Source organism: Volucribacter amazonae, assembly GCF_029783845.1.
GTDB lineage: Bacteria > Pseudomonadota > Gammaproteobacteria > Enterobacterales > Pasteurellaceae > Volucribacter > Volucribacter amazonae.
Window position 1 is genome coordinate 2,437,823 of record NZ_LWID01000001.1, and the last position, 18,056, is coordinate 2,455,878.

Genomic DNA, 18,056 nt, shown 5'->3' on the forward strand with positions numbered 1-18,056 from the left:
TTGACAAAAATGAAATGAAAAGTGCGGTTTATTTTGCAAAAATTTTAACCTACCACACCGTTTTCTCGCCCACTTAACGCCGCCATAACGGTTGCTAATGCTACAAAAATCAAGATAATACTCATCATCACTTGTGGACTGCCGTTAGAAAAATGGGCGAGCAATAGCGAGGAAATAATGCCACTGCCGTATTGTAATGCCCCTAATAATGCCGCCGCAGAGCCAGCTATTGTGGCAGGGACGCTATCCAGTGCAGCGGCGTTGGCGCAGGCGGCGATAATGCCGTTGGTACTGAATACCACAAAAATCGGCAAAATAATCGCTAAAATCTGTTGTGGATTAACTGCAATCCAGAGCCAACCCACAAAAGCAGCAAGGGTGGCAATAAAACTCGCAACCAGTAACAAGCGAGAGAGTGCAAAACGATTCACTAAACGGCGATTGATTAGGTTTAGGCTGGTAATGCCGATGATATTCAAGGCAAATAAAAAACCGTAATGCTGTGGGGCGATAGCAAAATAATCAATGTAAACAAAGGGCGAGCCAGTGATAAAGGCATAAGCCGCCACATAATAAAAGGTATAGTCGTCCCACTTTAAAATAATACTACGTTGGCACGCCTCGCCGTACTCTTTGTACTGTCTTCGGCGTACCGCCTTGTCTCATTTTAAATTGAAACGACTATACAACAAAACCAACTGATTGAGCTTTTACCCCAACTTGCTATCAGCTACGATCCCCTCTACCTCTATTACCCCAATCGCCGCGGACATTCTTACTTATTCCAACGGGTGGTTGATGCTTTGCGGTATCGGTAGGGAAGGGGTAAATTTCTTTGAATAGATAGGTATCCTTTGATAATTAACCAGTGGAAAGCTATACTATGGTTGTTTTTTATTAAGGAGATTTGATGATGAATAAATTTTTACTTCCTTTGCCAGTATTATTGTTATCTGCTTGCCATTCCATTTCTCATGAACCTGAATTAGAAGGATTGGCAAATCCTGCTTCGGTGTATTGCGTGGAACAAGGTGGGCAATCAGTTGTGAAACGTGATGCACAAGGCAATGAATATGGCGAATGTCATTTACCTGATGGACGTATCATTGAGGAATGGGATTTTTATCGGCAAAATCATTAGGGTTTATACTAGGCAGTGATTAAAAATGGTTAATCACTGCTTTTCTTTTGTCTTTTATTGCCAAATGATACGGCTATGCTTAGCCTAAATTATTCTATATTAGTATCACTAATGAAGTGCGGTCAGTTTTCAAAATATTTTTTAATCGCTCCCTTCTTTCTCCTTTGCATAACGCATTAACCACTGTTTAAAGCGACAAATTTTGTCTAATTGGCAACTTTCAGGGCGGTGGACAATATAGTAAGCCAGTGGGGATTTTAGCTTGCGTTCAGGAAAAAGCCGAACCAGTCTGCCATTATGGAGATCGTCTGTGACCAATAATTCACGTGCGAGGGCGATCCCCTGTCCATTGCTTGCCATTTGTAACACCGCAGCACTGTCATTGATACGAATACCTTGAATGGCGGTATTGGTTGGACTATGGACAGCGAACCAATCCGCCCAACCGAGGTAGCCTTGTTTGCTATCAAGGGAAAGATCGTGAATCAGTGGTAAATGATAGAGATCGCTGGGGTGATGAATGGCTTGGCGAGCAAGAAATGCAGGCGAGCAAACAGGAAATACTTGTTCTTCTTGCCATTTTTCAGCAATTAGCCCTGCCCATTGTCCGTTGCCGTAACGAATACCAATATCAATATTTTCGCTGAAATAATCCAATGAACGCGTGGTTGCGTTGAGAAAAAGCTCAATATCAGGGTGTTGTTGCTGGAAATCCGCAAGGTGGGGCAGTAGCCATTTACTGGCAAAAGTGGGGCTAAGGGTAAGGTTAAGACGTTTATTGGCTTGATGATCTTTCATTTTTTGTAAGCCAAGGGCGAGCTGTTCTAAGCCTAAACGGAGATGAGGCAGGGCTTGTTCTGTAATATCGGTGGCTTGTAGCCGAGCTTTGCCCCCTGTTTTACGGATAAATAAGGGCTTGTCTAGCCAATCTTCTAGGCTTTTTACCAGCTGTCCAACGGCAGCAGGGGTAACATTTAATTCTTCGGCGGCAGCGGAAAAACTTTGTAAGCGGTAACTGGCTTCTACCGCCTGCAAGGCATTTAAAAAGGGGGTTTTCATATAAAGTTTTCCTTTAGATTATCTCAAGTTATTCTGCGTTGTTGTTTAAGCGGTTTATCTTTAACATAGCCTTATCAAAAGCAAGGGTGCTTTTGAATATATTTAGTTTATCTTATGGAGTAATCAAATGAAAAGATTTTCTTTAAAAACAGCAATTATTACTGGCGGCGGTTCAGGTATTGGTAAAGAAGTGGCAAAACGTTTAGTCGCCGAGGGGGCAAATGTGGTGATTGGTGGGCGTAATGCCGACAAATTGGCACAAGCGGCACAAGAAATTGATCGCACAGGGCAACATATTCGTTATTTAGCAGGGGATATTGCCTTGCCAAGTACCGCACAAGGCTTAGTTGAGTTGGCGGAGCAAGCCTTTGGTGGGGTAGATATTTTGATCAACAATGCTGGGATTTTTAATCCTAAGCCCTTTTTGGACTTATCCGAACAAGAATATGACCAGTTTTTAAATGTGATTTTAAAAGGCAAATTTTTTATGGCACAAGCAGCCGCCAAAGCGATGCAAAAACGGGGTGGTGGGGCGATTGTGCAAACAGGTTCGCTTTGGGCATTACAAGCCGTAGCAGCAACCCCGTCGTCTGCTTATTCTGCGGCTAATGCTGGGGTACACGCCTTAACCAAGAATTTAGCCATTGAGCTAGCCAGTGCCAATATTCGCATTAATACCGTTGCTCCTGCGGTGGTGGAAACCCCTGTTTATCATACGTTTATGACAGAGGAACAAGTGAAAGAAACTTTACCGAGTTTCAATCAATTTCACCCCTTGGGCAGAAACGGACAACCTGCGGATATTGCTGAAGCGATTTTATTTTTCGCCAGTGAACAAGCCGCTTGGATCACAGGCACGGTGCTACCTGTTGACGGCGGTGTAATGGCGGGTAAATAGTGCAAAGTGCGGTCAGTTTTTGAAAAATTTCAGGTAGTCTTTGATGAAAGGCTGTCTGAATAAAGCAATCCATAGCGAGGAGAATGGTATGGCAGATCTTTTTCAACCTTATTGTTTCAATAATGGGGTATGGTTAAAAAATCGCTTAGTGCTTGCCCCCCATGACCCTTTGGTCTTCTTCGCCACAAGGCGAGGTACAGCCTGAAGAATTGGCTTTTTTAGCCAGTCGTGCGCAAGGGGCGGCAATGGTAATTACGGCGGCAGCATTGGTTTCGCCAGAGGGCAAAGCCTTTGCGGGGCAGCCTGAAATCCGTTGGCAATGGCTTGATTCTTTAACCCAATGGGCGAAAAGTATTCAAACGCAGGGGGCGAAAGCGATTTTACAACTGCATCATGGCGGACAGCGTGCATTAGTTAATCAACAAGGGCAAATATTCAATGTCAATCAATTAACTTCTAGCCAAATTGAACGGATTATCCATGCCTTTGCCCAAGCCACAGAAATTGCCTTAGCCGCAGGGTTTGACGGCGTGGAAATCATGGGGGCAAATGGTTTTTTACTGCAACAATTTGTTTCTCGGCAAACCAATCAACGCCAAGACCAATGGGGCGAGCCTTTTGCCTTTGTGCAAGCGGTTTGTCAAGCGGTGTTCTCTCAAGCACAGGCAAAACCCGCGTTTATCGTGGGCTATCGTTTTTCCCCAGAAGAGGCAGGCGAGCAGGGGCTAACCATGGCAGAAACCTTGCAATTAGTGGAACAATTAGCCCAACTTCCCTTGCAATATGTACATATTTCCCTTTGGGATTTTTTCAAAAAAGCCAGACGAGGAGCAGATCCCAATGCCTACCGTATTGCCTTAGTGCATCAACAATTAAATGGGCGTTTGCCCCTAATTGGGGTAGGAAACCTAACGGATATTCACAAAATTCAACACGCCTTTGCCACAGGCTGGGCAGAATTTCTTGCTATAGGTAAAGCCGCCTTGCTTAATCCTGATTGGGTGGCACGCATTGCCACAGAACAACCATTGCGAAGTGAACTGGATCCACAACAAGCTGATCGCTATGGTTTATCCACAGGCTTATGGCAAAAATGCTTACAAGGTGCGAGCTATTTGCCTGTGATAAAAGGGCAGGAAAGTGCGACTAAATTTGAACAACTTTATTAGAGGGAAAAATGGACAACATTATCATTATTGGTGGCGGTATAAGCGGATTATATGCCGCCTATTTACTGCAACAACAAGGGCGAAATTATCAGTTGTTAGAGGCGGATAGCCAATTAGGCGGACGAGCCAAAGGCATTGCCGTTACCGATAATCATCAACTTGAATTGGGAGCAACTTGGTACTGGCGTGATTTTCAAGCTGAATTGGATCAACTGATCCAACAACTTGGCTTAACCACTTTTGATGCCAGCACAGGAAAACTTTTAATGGAATATCAGGCTCATCAACCCGCCAAAGCCTATGCTAGCCCTTATGTGGACGGACAACGCTTGCAAGGCGGAATGCCCGCCCTTATTCACGCCCTTGCTCAAGGCTTAAACCCTCGCAACATTTATCTTAATCAAAGGGTTAAAAGCATTCATTTACAAGGGCAAAAACTGCATATACAAAGCCAAAATCAACATTATCAAGCCAGTCAAGTGTTACTAGCGATACCGCCTCGCCTTGCGGTGCAACAAATCCAGTTTTTTCCAGCGTTGCCACCGATAATTCAACAACAATGGCAAGGGACCGCCACTTGGATGGCTTCACAGGCGAAATATATTGCCGTTTATGATCGTCCTTTTTGGCGAGAACAAGGGCTATCAGGACAAGCACATAGTCAAGTTGGACCGATGGTAGAAGTTCACGATATTAGCGATGAACAAGGCACATTTGGGGCATTATTTGGCTTTATCGGACTATCTGCCAAAGCACGTCAGCAATTAGGCGAAGATAAGCTAATACAGCAATGCCAAGCACAATTCATACGCCTATTTGGGCAATCGGCAAGTGCGGTGCGTGCAAGCTATTTAAAAGATTGGGCAACCGATCCCTTTATCGCCACCCCAGCGGATCAAGCCCCACACTTAACCCACCCCACCGCCCCAATAGCCTTATTACCTGAACCTTGGCAAGCCAAACTCTATGGCATTAGCAGTGAATTTTCCCCTAATTTCACAGGTTTTCTTGCAGGCGCAGTGGAAAGTGCAAGATTAGCAGTGGCGAGGTTATAAAAGTGCGGTGGGTTTTGCAAAAGTTTCAGGCTACCTAAAAACAATCCTATTTATTTCCCTAAATCCGCTTTGGCTTGTTCTAGCCAATTATTGAATTCAATGGCTAAATGCCATTGATGACCAGTTACCATTTCATCAGGGGTATGTTCTGGAAAATAGATACCGAGTTTCACTTGCATACCTGTGGCGGTGTTTTTAAATTCGTGCAAGGCACGGATATGTATGTCTTCGCCGTTGTCTATATGCACGCCTTTAACAAACATTTGTGTTTCATAGTCAGGATCAAGGGGAATATCCGCTTGCTCTGGGTCGGCAAAAATTAACTGGCAATGCACGGGTTTGCCATATAAGCCCATGGTTTCTATGAGTTCTTGGCTATTGTCTTTTGGCTCAATTAAGTAATGTTCTGGCATTGCGCCTAATAATTTTGCTTGTTGGTTATCTTGATTAATTTGATGAAACCAGCCAAGAAATTCTTCTTTAGATAGGTCTTCCACTTCTAACAGCGTAATGCTGGGTTTGTATGTTGTGCTGTTTTTTGACCATTGACGCAATAATTCTGCCATTTCGGCACAATCTTCTGCCAATAATTCGCGTATATTGTCCGCGCCTAATTTTTCTTTTAACAATAATAAGGCAACACGACTGCGTTCTAATTCTTTGGCTAGGATTTGTTCACGGCTAACAATTTGTTGGTTAATTTTTGTGGTTACGTTGAATGTCATAAATACTCCTTATTTTGCTGTAAAAACAAGGCAAATTATGACGAACAGGGTTTGAAGTAACAAGCGATGATAACCGACAATAATGTTGCTTAAACCGACAAAATAGGGAAATTTGTTGGATAAACCACAGAAAATGCCCATATCGTTAGGCGGTTTGCATTATGCTAAAAATTTGTTGTTGATATTGAAGAAATTGAGCAAAACTAAACGGCTGATGCTCAAGTTGATATTTCATCGCCGTTAGGGTAATGGTAGCAAATAAAGTCGCTTGAAAATCATTGACCTGTTGCTGTTGCTTATCGGCGAGCTGGCTAAAAGCCTGTTTGAGCATAAGCAACATATCTTGATACAAATGATGACGTGGGGTGTGAATTTGCCACAGCGCTAAAATCAACTGACGTTGTTGATATAGGCGCGCAATGCTGCGTTGAAAAAAATCCGCAAGGCATTCGGTATGCAAGCGTTGTTGCACAATATCGGCATATTCTTGTTTGAAATCGGCAATCATTTTCGCCACTAAATCATCTTTGCCTTGATAATGTTGATAAAAGGTAGAACGATTAACCATCGCGCGCTCAATAATGGCTTGTACGCTGATGCTATGATAATCCTGCTCTGCCAGTAAACTCACTAAGGCTTGGCGGATATGTTGATGAGTTTTGATAATGCGTAAATCGGTTTTCATCATTTTTTAATGAAAAATTAAAAGGTTAGTTTGCGAAATGATTAAAACGCTGTCAAGCCTTTGTTAGACAAGTGCGGTGGATTTTGGCAAAGTTTTTTGTTGAAGGCAAATTTTCGTCGTTGTAAATATGGGTGGATAAAGGGCAAGTAGAAAAGATCTTTGCCCTAAGTATTAAGTTGCCAGCCGTTAAGTTTATTATTTAATGCAGTTATGATGTTTATCGTGAGTGTTATTCCCCTTTTTCATCACCAGAGAACTGTTGCATAAATTGCTGGGCGGTTTCTACCATTTGTTTTGAGCCGATAAATAAAGGCACTCGTTGGTGTAGCTCCCTTGGTTGAATATCTAAAATCCGTTGAAAACCGTCAGTGGCAAGTCCGCCTGCTTGTTCGGCGAGAAATGCCATTGGGTTGCCTTCATATAATAAGCGTAATTTTCCGTTTGGGTAGTTGGTAGCATTAGGGTAAATATAAATGCCACCTTTGAGCATATTGCGATGAAAATCAGACACTAATGAGCCGATATAGCGGGAAGTATAAGGGCGTTGCGTGGCTTTATCTTCTTCTTGGCAGTATTTTATGTATTTTTTAACGCCCATAGGGAATTTTAGATATTGCCCCTCGTTAATGGAATAGATTTTGCCTTGTTCAGGAATTTTGATATTTTCGTGTGAGAGGCAAAATACCCCTAGGGACGGATCATAGGTAAAACCATTGACACCGTTACCTGTGGTATAAACTAACATAGTGGAAGATCCATAAACCACATAGCCTGCTGCCACTTGGCGATGACCGGGCTGCATAAAATCCGCTAAGGTTACAGGGCTGCCGATGGGGGAGATACGGCGGTAAATGGAGAAAATTGTGCCGACAGCGACATTGACATCAATGTTAGAAGAGCCGTCTAGGGGATCGGTAAGAATAACGTATTTGGCATTGCGTCCTCGTTCGCTATCAAAGGCGACAACGTTTTCCTCTTCTTCTGAGGCAATGCCTGCCACATCTTCCCTTGCCATTAAGGCTTTTTTAAAGGTTTCGTTGGCGAAAATATCCAATTTCATTTGGGTTTCGCCTTGTACATTTTCGCTATCGGCATTGCCAATAATATTATTGGTTAGTCCTGCTTTATTGATATCACGATGAATGACTTTTGCCACTAATCGAATGGAGGAAAGAATACCACTGAGTTCACCTTTGGCATTAGGATATTCCGCTTGTTTTTCTACAATAAATTCACCGAGGGTTTTCATTTGTTTATCCTTTGTTTAATTAAGTGAATAAGCCATAGTATAGTCGTTCCACTTTAAAATGATACAGCGTTGGTACGCCTCGCCGTACTACTTGTACTGTCTTCGGCGTACCGCCTTGTCTCATTTTAAATTGAAACGACTATAAAAACTGGGCTATGGATTTACTGGACGAGTAACTTGGATTATTATAGCAAGCTGATGAAGTGGCGATAAGCTATCAATGAAATAGATTGTCTAGAATGTGATCTCGCCCATATTTTTATTCAATATTTGTATGAATTAGGACAAATTATGACAAAAAAACATCTCCATATTTTGGGTATCTGTGGCACTTTTATGGGGGGTATCGCTATTATAGCGAAACGAATGGGCTATTATGTTACTGGCTCTGATACCAATGTTTATCCGCCAATGAGTACTTTTTTGGCAAAAAATAATATTGAAATCATACCGCACTTTGAGGTGTCGCAGCTTGATCCTATGCCTGATATGGTGATTATTGGTAATGCGATGAAACGAGGAAATCCTTGTGTGGAATATATCCTTGAACATAATGTGCCTTATACTTCAGGCCCGCAATGGCTACATGATAATGTATTGCGTGATCGCTGGGTATTAGCGGTTTCGGGGACGCATGGCAAAACCACGACAACGGGGATTTTAACTTGGATCTTGGAGCAGTCAGGTAAAAAGCCGAGCTTTTTAATTGGTGGTATAGCAGGGAATTTTGGGGTATCGGCTAGATTTAGTGAAGAAAGTCCTTATTTTGTGATTGAGGCTGATGAATATGATACGGCGTTTTTTGATAAGCGTTCCAAATTTGTGCATTACAATCCTCGTACTTTGATTATCAATAACCTTGGGTTTGATCATGCGGATATTTTTGATGATTTAGCCGCGATTCAACGTCAATTTCATCATATGATCCGTATTATGCCCGCAACAGGCTTGATTTTGTCGCAAGCGGAAGAGCAAAGTGTACAACAAACCTTAGCTATGGGCTGTTGGTCGCCACAGCAATTTGTGGGAAAACATCAGGAATGGTATGCCGAGCGGATCAGCAATGATTGCCAACAATTTCAGGTGTTTCATCAAGGTAAAGCTGTGGCAGAGGTTAATTGGTCTATTGTGGGGCAACATAATATGCACAATGCCCTAATGGCAATCGCAGCGGCACATCATATTGGTATTGAGATTGAGCAGGCTTGTGCGGCGTTAAATTCTTTTGTGAATGCGAATCGCCGTTTAGAAGTGAAAGGGCAAGTAAATGGTATTACGGTTTATGATGATTTTGCTCATCACCCTGCCGAAATTCTTGCAACATTGACCGCACTTCGTGATAAAGTCGGTGGCGGTGTGCGTATTTTAGCCGTATTAGAACCACGATCAAACACCATGAAAATGGGGGTACATAAGGAAGAAATCGCCCCTGCTTTGGTGCGTGCGGATTATGTTTTTTTACTGCAACCAGAGCATATTACTTGGGACGTGGTAGAGATCGCCAAACATTGTATTCAACCAGTAAAATGGAGTGCGGATCTGGATTTATTGGTGGATTTTATTGCTCAAGAGGCACAACCTACCGATCATATTTTGGTAATGAGTAATGGCAGTTTTGGTGGAATTCATCAAAAATTATTAGCAAAATTGGCACAAGGCTAATTTAGCCCTTGCTATTTTGATGACATAAAATGAATGTAAAGAGCGTATTATGGTGAATGAGGTAGCAAGTCCCTTAGTGAGTGTGGTAACCCTATTAGCGGCGGCAGTGATTGCCGTCCCCTTATTTAAAAAATTTGGATTAGGGGCAATTCTTGGTTATTTAGCGGCAGGCATTATTATTGGCCCTTTTGGCTTGGGAGTATTTACTGATCCAGAGGGTATGATTAGTATTGCGGAATTGGGCGTGGTAATTTTTCTGTTTGTGATTGGTTTAGAAATGAACCCTTCACATATTTGGGGGTTACGCCGTCATATTTTTTGCTTAGGTGCATTGCAAATTTTTACCTGTATTGGGGCATTAATGGCAGTCGCCATTGCTTATGGCGTAAGTTGGCAGGTGGCGTTTATTGCGGCAGCAGGCTTTGTGCTGACTTCTACTGCCATTGTCATTCAAGAATTAAGCGATCGTGGTAGTATTACCACTTCATCAGGGCAAAAAATCGTTTCTATTTTATTATTTGAAGACTTATTAATTGTGCCTTTATTAGCCTTTGTGGCATTTCTCGCCCCAGAAAAAGTTGCCTCAAGCCAACCTTTATGGCTATCGCTAAGCATTGCGGGTGGAGCATTATTATTGTTAGTCGTGGCAGGCTTATGGCTATTAAATCCATTGTTTAGAATATTGGCGAAAACCAAATCTCGTGAAGTGATGACCGCAGCTGCATTATTGGTGGTATTAGGAGCAGCCTTATTAATGGAAGAGGCAGGGCTTTCTATGGCAATGGGAGCCTTTGTTGCTGGGGTATTATTATCAGAATCCAGTTTCCGTCATCAATTAGAGGCGGACGTTGAACCCTTTCGTGGCTTATTGTTAGGATTATTTTTCCTTGCGGTAGGTATGTCGTTAAATTTCTCGGTAGTCTTGCAAAACTGGTTACTGATTATTTCCGCCGTTATTGCCTTTATGTTGGTCAAGGGAATAGGGATTTATGTGGTGGCGCGCCTAACCAAGCAAAATCATCTTGAGGCATTAGATCGTGCTATTATGATGGCTCAAGGTGGTGAATTTGCTTTTGTATTATTTACGGCAGCTGCCAATTATGCGGTAATTGATGCAGATACCCAAGCGAATGTTACTGCTATTGTGGTGCTATCTATGTTATTTACCCCTTTAGTTATGGTGGTATATAAGAAATTTATCTTGCCACGACTGAGCCAAAATGCCCCACCACCAGAAGATGATCCTATTGATGAACAAAATCCGATTATTTTGATTGGTATTGGGCGAGTTGGGCAAATTGTGCATCATTTATTAGTGATGACAGGGCATAAACCAACGGTAATTGATCAAGATCCTACTTTGATTAAAGGTATGAAAAAGCTAGGGGTAAAAACCTATTATGGTGATGCTACCAGAGCGGAATTATTAAAAGCGGCAGGGATTGATCAAGCGGGGTTATTAATTGTGGCATTAGATGATAAACATAAAGCCTTACAAATTGTCCGCCAAGCTCGTCAATTAAATCCACAAATAAAAATTTTGGCGCGTGCTTACGATCGCCGCCATGTATTTGATTTATATAATGCTGGGGCAGATATTCAAGTGCGAGAAACCTTTGATTCCTCGGTAAGATTAGGTAAAAAAGCCTTGCGTGCATTGGGTATGGACGCAGAAATGGTTAATGAGATCGGACGCACTTATTTTTATCGTGATCGTCATAGTATTAAATTAATGGCGGAAGTTTATGATCCGAAACTTTCTGCTTTTGAAAATGAGGAATTATTAAAGATTGCTTTAGAAGCAGATCAGCATACTACCCTTGAAATTCAGCAGATTATGAATAGGGAATGAGTGAAAAGCACACAGGTAGTAGCCTGTGTGCAAAAAGTTAGCTTTGCCAGCGTTTAAAAATTAATGAAGTATTTACCCCACCAAAAGCAAAGTTATTGTTCATAACATAATCGGTATAAATGTTTCTTCCTTCATATTGGATATAATCCAGCTGTCCGCAACGTGGATCAATATTGTCAAGGTTCAGCGTTGGGGCAAACCAATTATCTCGCATCATTTCAATGGAAAACCAAGATTCTAATGCACCACAAGCACCAAGAGTATGACCTAAATAACTTTTTTGCGAGCTAATGGCAATTTTGCCAAATAAGTCAGCGGTGGCTAAGGTTTCGGCAATATCGCCTTGTTCAGTTGCTGTGCCATGCCCATTGACATAACCAATCTGTGGGGGAGTTAAGTTAGCGTCTTTTAGGGCAAGTGCCATACAGGTTTGCATAGTTTCTTTTTGTGGGCGTGTAACATGGGCTCCATCGCTATTTGCTCCATAGCCAACAATTTCTGCAATAATAGGGGCATTCCTTGCTAGAGCGTGTTCCAGTTCTTCTAAGACAAATATACAAGCTCCCTCGCCAATCACTAAGCCATCACGATCTCGGTCATAGGGACGTGGTGTTTGGCTTGGGTGATCATTATTGCGACTGGCTGCATATAATGAGTCAAAAACATAAACCTCTGAGGGGCAAAATTCTTCGCCACCGCCCGCTAACATCATTGGAATAAGACCATATTTAATGGCTTCATAAGCATAACCAATGCCTTGACTGCCCGATGAACAAGCACTTGAGGTAGGAATAATTCTTCCTGTTAAGCCAAAAAAGATGCCTAAATTGGCAGCTGTGGTATGTGGCATCATACGGATATAGGTATTGGCATTAAAATGATTGTCTAAACCAGACATCATTAAGCCTACATCTCTGGTGTCTTGCGTACTTCCCGTAGATGAACCACAAGCAACCCCCATTCTGCCATCACATAATTGTGGATCTATATGATTATCAATCCATAAATTAGCCTGTTGTAAGGCACGTTCAGCGGCATCAACACAAAGTTGTGAAACCTTTCCCATACTGCGTAATTGTTTGCGTGTCCAATGTGTTGGTGCTTGATAATTGGGAATTGGGGCGGCAAGTTTTGCCTCAAGTTCGGGTAAATTATCCCATTGCATGGCTTTTACTGCATTTTTCTTGGCTTGAAAAGCAGTTTTAATGCTTTGCCAATGGTTACCAAAGGCAGTAATGCCACCAATGCCTGTAATAACAACACGTTTCATTTTTTATTCCTTCATATACCTTAGCATAAACCGCCATTAACGGAGATAACTTGGCGAGTAATATAGGCGGCATTTTCGTGCATAAGAAAATCCACCGTATGGGCGACTTCTTCTGGACTTCCCATACGTTGCATTGGGATCGTTTTGAGAATCTCTTCCACAGGGACATTTTCATCAATAATATCGGTATCAATTAACCCAGGTGCAACACAATTTACCGTAATTTTGCGTTTGGCTAATTCAATCGCTAAGGCTTTTGCAGCACCAATAATTCCAGCTTTAGAGGCACTATAATTTACTTGCCCACGATTACCGATTAAGCCAGATACTGAAGTAATGCACACAATTCTACCTGCTTTACGCCGTCTAATCATAGGCATAATAATGGGGTGTAAAACATGATAAAAACCGTCTAAATTGGTGCGTAATACGCTATCCCAATCATTATCGCTCAAGGCAGGAAAGGCATTATCTCGAGTTAATCCCGCATTTAGCACAACACCATAATATGCCCCATATTGTTCAATATCTTCATTGAGTTTGTTGGCGGTATCTTGACGATCACTCACATCAAATTGTAATAATCTTGCTTGTTGTCCTAATGCTTTGATTTGCTCAATAACCGCTTGAGCCTGTTGTGTACCTTGACGGCAATGAACAACAATATCAAAACCTGAACGAGCTAATTGTAAGGCAATGGCTTTACCAATACCACGATTTGATCCTGTAATAAGCACTGTCTTAGTCATTTTGTGTTTCTCTTTCTGGTTGAGGAGGGCTAAGTACATTGAGTATGCCCTCAATAATTATTTCATCATTACGTTGATCCATTAATTGGCAATCAAATACGCCAAAACCTGTGCTATCTTCAATGGACATTTTAATTTTGATTTTAAGTAATGTGCCTATGGCAATGTGATCACGATGCAAGGTTAATTTACGTGAACCTAACCAAAAACCAAGTCCAATGGCTTTATTAGCTTTGATCGCTTTACAACCTGCCCAAGCTGCAATGCCTTGTGCCATAATTTCGGCACTAACCAATGTGGTAAGCTGATTATTTTTGAGCAAGATATGATCGGGACGAATTTCAGCTTCAGCAATAAGATGATCTTCACTAAAATCAAGAATACGATCTAATAAAATCATTTCGCCACTATGGGGAATAAGTGGGGCAATATGTGTAATAGGGCAAGTTAAATCCATTATACTGATTCCCCCATAATTAATACGGCATTATTACCGCCGAAAGCAAAAGAGTTACTTAAACCTATGCGGGGAGAATTTGCCCAGTATTGATGATGATCTGTCAAGTTAATCGCAGCTAGTTCAGGATCTCGTTGTTTATCCCATAATTGAGCAGGGATCTGTCCTTGCGGATTGTATTGTTGGCTAATTATCCCCCATAATATTGCCGCCTCAATAGCACCTGCCGCTGCGAGGGTATGTCCAGTATAAGGTTTGGTTGATGTACAAAGCACTTGTGTTCCTAATACCTTGGCAACCGCTAAACTTTCCATTTTATCATTATGTAATGTACCTGTACCATGTAAATTGACCCAGCCAATTTGTTTGGCATCTAATTGTGCATTGGCTAATGCTTGTTGCATAGCGGCGATTGCCCCTTCGCCCTCGGGGTGTGGCGAGGACATATGATAGGCATCACTACTTGCCCCATAACCTAATAATTCAATGGCATCATGTTGTAAAGGCGTTTTGGTCATGACAAAAATTGCAGCCCCCTCGCCGAGATTAATTCCTGTTCTATTGAGAGAAAAAGGGTTAGTTTGTTGAGCTGAGAGAACAGACAATGAGGCAAATCCGCTGATCGTCAAGGGCGATAGGCTATCTACACCACCACAAATAACGGCATCACAGAGATCATTTTTGAGTAATCGTGCTGCGGTCATTAAGGCTTTTGCTCCAGAAGTACAAGCGGTGGAAACACCGTAACATAAGCCTGTTAAACCATATTGAGCGGCAACAAAATCCGCAGGGGCAGAAAAATATTGCTGTTGTTGTTTAAAGGTAGGCGTTGACCAATCATTAGACATTGCCCCTGCTTTAAATACCTCAATATTTTCATCTACCCCTGTGGTTGATGAACCAATAACTACCGCCACTCTGGCTTGACCAAATTGATTTATGACATTGTCAATTTGATCTTCAATTTGTGCTAAGCTATGCCATAATAATTGGTTATTACGACTACGATGCTGCGAGGCTAATTGGTGGTCAAAAGCACGCAATGGCGTGTTTACTTCGGCAAACATACCTGATTTTCCGTTTAATTGATAACGGCGAAACGGGGTATCTGATAAAGCGATCGGTGAGAGACGATGATTAAGTAACCATTGAATATGCTGAGCAATGCCCTCGCCTAAACTGCTTAATATAGCAGGTTTATTTAAAAATATTTTCACTGTTTCCTCTAATTTAATTTTTCTATATGCCAAATACTTTGATCCGCTAAGAAAAGCTGGTATTTAGGCGGTTGAGCCTTAATTTTCCACGTTGCTTTTTGCTCAATTTGAAATTGTTGGCTTGTTCCTTGAAATTGCATATTCGGTAAAACAAAAGGCGGATTATGTGGATTTAAAGCGGTGGCTAATGCAGAAAATAGCCATTTAGCTTGCGTATTGGGTGGAGCAAAGCCATCATTTTGCCAACCTGCTGTGCTTAAACGTAAGCGAGCTAAGGGTGTTCCTAATGGATCGCTCATAATCCAACGCCATTGTTCAGGCTCAATTTGCAAAGTTAATAAGCTGGTTTGTTTCATTTGATTATCTTGATCAACTTGTTCAACTTTGAATAACTGAATTTGTTGTGGTTGCGGTGGTAAATGTGCCACAGGGGGTAAACCTTGACAACCCATTAACATCAAGCAGAAAAGATATAAACAGGATTTCATTGTACGCATAATAACTCTTATTCTTGATATTTCCCTTTGATAAAATTTTTGCAAAACCCACCGCACTTTATTTTTTCTGCCATAAAATAAATGTCAATATTATCCCAAAAATAATGCCAAGGCTTACGGTTAAACCAAAGCTAGCAACCACAGGGGTAGAGCTTGTTGCCAATAGGGCAAAAGAGATAAAGGTTGTTGTTGCTGCCAATGTTACTGCAATTTTTTTATTGAATAAAGGTTCTTTTGCCGTTTGCAGATAAACCGTATAGTCAAGGGTAATGGCAGAAACGAGTAATAATCCAAACATCGCAAATAAACTTACTGGTAAATGTAACCAACCAAGGGTGGCGATAGTGCCTATTATAGCGAAGATTGGCACACTTAGCATTTTTATTGTTTGTTTAATGCCAAACAAATAGCCCAGTAATAAACTGGCTAATGCGAGGGAAATAATTTTTAACCAAGCCGCTTGATTGCGTGTGAGTTGAAAGATTTCACTAATATGATTTGCCTTATCTTGCCAAAAAATATCTTGTTGATTTGCTAAATAAGCAAGATCTTGACTATTCTCTATTTTAATTATCGCAGCAACTTGATGCGGGGCAATTTCCCCTAAATATAAATGTTGCCAAGCCTGCCCAAAATCAGTGGCTAAAGCAGAGGATAAAGAAATTGTCGGCTGTTGTGTAAGTTGTTGAATAGATTGACTTATGGCGTCAAGGGGAATATTTAAAACCGAGAGAATTTGATAGTCTTTGGGGGTAAGTTGTTGTAATTGGTGGATAACTGCTTGTTGTTCCGATTCGGAAATAAACCATTGGCTTAGTGATTGAAAATGTTTGAGCTTTCCTTGTTGTTGAAGTTGGGTTAATTGTTTAGTTAATAGAGCATCTTTGGCTAATAATTGCTGATCATTTTCTGCAATTAACAGTAAATATTGCTGGCTTAAATTGATTTCGGTTAATTGTCTAATTTGTTGAGCTTGTGCAACTAATTGAGGGGATAAATTGACCCATTGGCGAATATTATCTTGCCATTGTGTTTGGCTTAGTCCGCCTAGTACAAAGATTGTTATTACCAACATTTTAACTGGATAAAAACGGCGAGAAAAAAACAACGATAAAAACCACCGCACTTGTTTGGTTGGGAAAAATAATAATGGTTTATCAGGGGCAGAATAATGGCGAAAATGGGCAGGAAGTCGCCATAAGCTAGTCAAAATAGCAATGACTAATGCCACCGAAGAAAAGAGAGCGGTTTGTTGTAAAATGGGCAAATGGGTTAATCCCAATGTGATATAACCTAGCAAGGTAACGAATAAACTTAGCATAAAGGTAAAACGCAAATTTTTCATGGCTTGATAGGCTTGCCAATGGCGGTTACCTAATGCAGAGGCGAGCCAATGAACAGGGTAATCAAGCAATAATCCAATTAAACTTGTCCCAATCACTAAGGTAAGTAGATGAATTTGCCCAAATAAAATGATAGTGCAGACAGTGCCAGTTAATAATCCTGCGAAAATAGGCAAAAATAACCAAAGTACTCGCCAATGACGGAAAACGCCTAATAATAAGAATAGGGTTAAACTTATACCTAATAAACTAAGCCATTGACTTTCTTGTTCCGCTTGCAGTTTGGCTTGAGCGGAAAATAACATAGCCCCCGTAGCGAGTAGTTGTGCCTGTTGCTGTTGAGCTAGGTGTTCAGAAGATTGGATCAATGAGAGTAACTCAATAGGTGGATTAATGCTGTTGCTGTTGGTCAGTTCCGCTCTCAGTAAACCCCATAGCTTATTTTCTTGCATTACATACAATAACCCAGAAGTTGGATTCCATTGAATAGGGGATTGCCCTTGTGATTGTTGCAAGACAAATTGGCTAAACCCCAACCAATCTTGACTTAATGGGAGTAACGAATAACCTGCAAAGGGATTAGCAAGCCGTTGAGCATATTCGTTAAAATACTGAGCAGGATCATTTTGTAACTGTTGACGTATTTGTTCAGGCAGGGTAGCAATGGCCAACTCTTTTGCTTGTTGCTGTAATTGCTCAATATGAGGTTGATAAATCCCATTGACTTGACTAAATAAACCCGATTGTTGCCATTGTTGGCTAATTTGTTCGGTTAAATGTAATACTTGCTGTTCATCACTAATCCCCCCAATTAACGCAATGACTTGACGATTTAACTGTGTTTCCTGTTGTTTATCCGCAAGTTGTTGTATCTTTGACCAAGTCCTATCTTGAGGCAAAACCGCTTGCAGATCAGTTTGTAGCCAATTCCCTTGATAAATAAATAAAGCCAACAAGCCCAAGTTAATCAGTAAAAAAACAGGGTATAAACAGCGAAGTGCGGTGCGTTTTGACATTCTTTCTTTCCT

General features: G+C 41.3%; 17 protein-coding genes. 6 read left to right on the forward strand and 11 right to left on the reverse strand.

Annotated elements, in window-relative coordinates; translation table 11 throughout:
- Positions 1 to 44: 44 nt before the first annotated feature.
- A complete protein-coding gene (locus tag A6A20_RS11695; RefSeq protein WP_279573590.1) occupies positions 45 to 569 on the reverse strand; it encodes an MFS transporter in 525 nt (174 codons plus the stop codon).
- A 341-nt stretch (positions 570 to 910) separates the two neighbouring features.
- Here A6A20_RS11695 and A6A20_RS11700 point away from each other — a divergent pair, with 341 nt between their 5' ends.
- Positions 911 to 1,141 carry a putative hemolysin gene (locus tag A6A20_RS11700; protein ID WP_279573591.1) on the forward strand — a complete coding sequence of 77 codons (231 nt, stop codon included), beginning with the start codon at positions 911 to 913 and terminating at the stop codon, positions 1,139 to 1,141.
- Positions 1,142 to 1,282: 141 nt separating this feature from the next.
- Here A6A20_RS11700 and A6A20_RS11705 read toward each other — a convergent pair whose 3' ends face one another.
- The gene (locus tag A6A20_RS11705) at positions 1,283 to 2,200 is read right to left on the reverse strand and encodes a LysR substrate-binding domain-containing protein (protein ID WP_279573592.1); all 918 of its coding nucleotides are present in this window, start codon (positions 2,198 to 2,200) and stop codon (positions 1,283 to 1,285) included.
- Positions 2,201 to 2,327: 127 nt separating this feature from the next.
- Between A6A20_RS11705 and A6A20_RS11710 the strand changes: the two genes are divergently transcribed.
- The 3 genes from A6A20_RS11710 (at position 2,328) to A6A20_RS11720 (ending at position 5,322) form a co-directional block, all read left to right on the forward strand.
- Positions 2,328 to 3,098 (forward strand): SDR family NAD(P)-dependent oxidoreductase, encoded by a 771-nt coding sequence (locus tag A6A20_RS11710; RefSeq protein WP_279573593.1) that lies wholly within the window; start codon positions 2,328 to 2,330, stop codon positions 3,096 to 3,098.
- 161 nt (positions 3,099 to 3,259) lie between these two features.
- Complete coding sequence (locus A6A20_RS11715) at positions 3,260 to 4,267, forward strand: oxidoreductase (RefSeq protein WP_341670556.1); 1,008 nt, start codon at positions 3,260 to 3,262, stop codon at positions 4,265 to 4,267.
- 8 nt (positions 4,268 to 4,275) lie between these two features.
- Positions 4,276 to 5,322, forward strand: coding sequence for a flavin monoamine oxidase family protein (locus tag A6A20_RS11720; protein WP_279573594.1), 1,047 nt, complete (start codon positions 4,276 to 4,278; stop codon positions 5,320 to 5,322).
- Between the two features lie 50 nt (positions 5,323 to 5,372).
- Here A6A20_RS11720 and A6A20_RS11725 read toward each other — a convergent pair whose 3' ends face one another.
- The 3 genes from A6A20_RS11725 to fbp form a co-directional block, all read right to left on the reverse strand.
- The gene (locus A6A20_RS11725; protein ID WP_279573595.1) at positions 5,373 to 6,047 is read right to left on the reverse strand and encodes a hypothetical protein; all 675 of its coding nucleotides are present in this window, start codon (positions 6,045 to 6,047) and stop codon (positions 5,373 to 5,375) included.
- 145 nt (positions 6,048 to 6,192) lie between these two features.
- Positions 6,193 to 6,735: a TetR/AcrR family transcriptional regulator gene (locus A6A20_RS11730; protein ID WP_279573596.1), complete on the reverse strand. Its 543-nt coding sequence runs from the start codon at positions 6,733 to 6,735 to the stop codon at positions 6,193 to 6,195.
- A gap of 226 nt (positions 6,736 to 6,961) precedes the next feature.
- Positions 6,962 to 7,981 carry a class 1 fructose-bisphosphatase gene (fbp, locus tag A6A20_RS11735; protein ID WP_279573597.1) on the reverse strand — a complete coding sequence of 340 codons (1,020 nt, stop codon included), beginning with the start codon at positions 7,979 to 7,981 and terminating at the stop codon, positions 6,962 to 6,964.
- A gap of 291 nt (positions 7,982 to 8,272) precedes the next feature.
- On the opposite strand from fbp, the gene mpl reads away from it, so the two are divergent.
- Both mpl and A6A20_RS11745 read left to right on the forward strand, forming a co-directional pair.
- Positions 8,273 to 9,643 carry a UDP-N-acetylmuramate:L-alanyl-gamma-D-glutamyl-meso-diaminopimelate ligase gene (gene mpl, locus A6A20_RS11740; RefSeq protein ID WP_279573598.1) on the forward strand — a complete coding sequence of 457 codons (1,371 nt, stop codon included), beginning with the start codon at positions 8,273 to 8,275 and terminating at the stop codon, positions 9,641 to 9,643.
- A 49-nt stretch (positions 9,644 to 9,692) separates the two neighbouring features.
- On the forward strand, positions 9,693 to 11,495 hold the full coding sequence (locus A6A20_RS11745; RefSeq protein WP_279573599.1) for a monovalent cation:proton antiporter-2 (CPA2) family protein: 1,803 nt from the start codon (positions 9,693 to 9,695) through the stop codon (positions 11,493 to 11,495).
- A 37-nt stretch (positions 11,496 to 11,532) separates the two neighbouring features.
- On the opposite strand, the gene A6A20_RS11750 is transcribed toward A6A20_RS11745, so the two are convergent.
- From A6A20_RS11750 to A6A20_RS11775, 6 genes are read right to left on the reverse strand one after another with little or no spacing between them, the layout of a single operon-like run.
- A complete protein-coding gene (locus A6A20_RS11750) occupies positions 11,533 to 12,765 on the reverse strand; it encodes a beta-ketoacyl-ACP synthase (protein ID WP_279573600.1) in 1,233 nt (410 codons plus the stop codon).
- Between the two features lie 20 nt (positions 12,766 to 12,785).
- Entirely contained in the window at positions 12,786 to 13,514 is a 729-nt protein-coding gene (gene fabG / locus A6A20_RS11755) for a 3-oxoacyl-ACP reductase FabG (RefSeq protein ID WP_279573601.1), read from the reverse strand.
- Positions 13,507 to 13,974 (reverse strand): hotdog family protein, encoded by a 468-nt coding sequence (locus A6A20_RS11760; protein WP_279573803.1) that lies wholly within the window; start codon positions 13,972 to 13,974, stop codon positions 13,507 to 13,509. The genes fabG and A6A20_RS11760 overlap by 8 nt, the downstream gene beginning before the upstream one ends.
- Positions 13,971 to 15,188 carry a beta-ketoacyl-ACP synthase gene (locus A6A20_RS11765; protein WP_279573602.1) on the reverse strand — a complete coding sequence of 406 codons (1,218 nt, stop codon included), beginning with the start codon at positions 15,186 to 15,188 and terminating at the stop codon, positions 13,971 to 13,973. Before A6A20_RS11765 ends, A6A20_RS11760 begins: the two co-directional genes overlap by 4 nt.
- Before the next feature lie 8 nt (positions 15,189 to 15,196).
- Positions 15,197 to 15,685, reverse strand: coding sequence for a hypothetical protein (locus A6A20_RS11770; protein ID WP_279573603.1), 489 nt, complete (start codon positions 15,683 to 15,685; stop codon positions 15,197 to 15,199).
- A 58-nt stretch (positions 15,686 to 15,743) separates the two neighbouring features.
- Complete coding sequence (locus A6A20_RS11775; RefSeq protein WP_279573604.1) at positions 15,744 to 18,044, reverse strand: MMPL family transporter; 2,301 nt, start codon at positions 18,042 to 18,044, stop codon at positions 15,744 to 15,746.
- Between the last annotated feature and the right edge of the window lie 12 nt (positions 18,045 to 18,056).

Excerpts from the sequence above, each read along its gene's own strand:
- A6A20_RS11700 (WP_279573591.1), top strand. The coding sequence starts at position 911 with ATGATGAATAAATTTTTACTTCCTTTGCCAGTATTATTGTTATCTGCT.
- A6A20_RS11705 (WP_279573592.1), bottom strand. The coding sequence starts at position 2,200 with ATGAAAACCCCCTTTTTAAATGCCTTGCAGGCGGTAGAAGCCAGTTAC.
- A6A20_RS11710 (WP_279573593.1), top strand. The coding sequence starts at position 2,328 with ATGAAAAGATTTTCTTTAAAAACAGCAATTATTACTGGCGGCGGTTCA.
- A6A20_RS11715 (WP_341670556.1), top strand. The coding sequence starts at position 3,260 with ATGACCCTTTGGTCTTCTTCGCCACAAGGCGAGGTACAGCCTGAAGAA.
- A6A20_RS11720 (WP_279573594.1), top strand. The coding sequence starts at position 4,276 with ATGGACAACATTATCATTATTGGTGGCGGTATAAGCGGATTATATGCC.
- A6A20_RS11725 (WP_279573595.1), bottom strand. The coding sequence starts at position 6,047 with ATGACATTCAACGTAACCACAAAAATTAACCAACAAATTGTTAGCCGT.
- A6A20_RS11730 (WP_279573596.1), bottom strand. The coding sequence starts at position 6,735 with ATGATGAAAACCGATTTACGCATTATCAAAACTCATCAACATATCCGC.
- fbp (WP_279573597.1), bottom strand. The coding sequence starts at position 7,981 with ATGAAAACCCTCGGTGAATTTATTGTAGAAAAACAAGCGGAATATCCT.
- mpl (WP_279573598.1), top strand. The coding sequence starts at position 8,273 with ATGACAAAAAAACATCTCCATATTTTGGGTATCTGTGGCACTTTTATG.
- A6A20_RS11745 (WP_279573599.1), top strand. The coding sequence starts at position 9,693 with ATGGTGAATGAGGTAGCAAGTCCCTTAGTGAGTGTGGTAACCCTATTA.
- A6A20_RS11750 (WP_279573600.1), bottom strand. The coding sequence starts at position 12,765 with ATGAAACGTGTTGTTATTACAGGCATTGGTGGCATTACTGCCTTTGGT.
- fabG (WP_279573601.1), bottom strand. The coding sequence starts at position 13,514 with ATGACTAAGACAGTGCTTATTACAGGATCAAATCGTGGTATTGGTAAA.
- A6A20_RS11770 (WP_279573603.1), bottom strand. The coding sequence starts at position 15,685 with ATGCGTACAATGAAATCCTGTTTATATCTTTTCTGCTTGATGTTAATG.
- A6A20_RS11775 (WP_279573604.1), bottom strand. The coding sequence starts at position 18,044 with ATGTCAAAACGCACCGCACTTCGCTGTTTATACCCTGTTTTTTTACTG.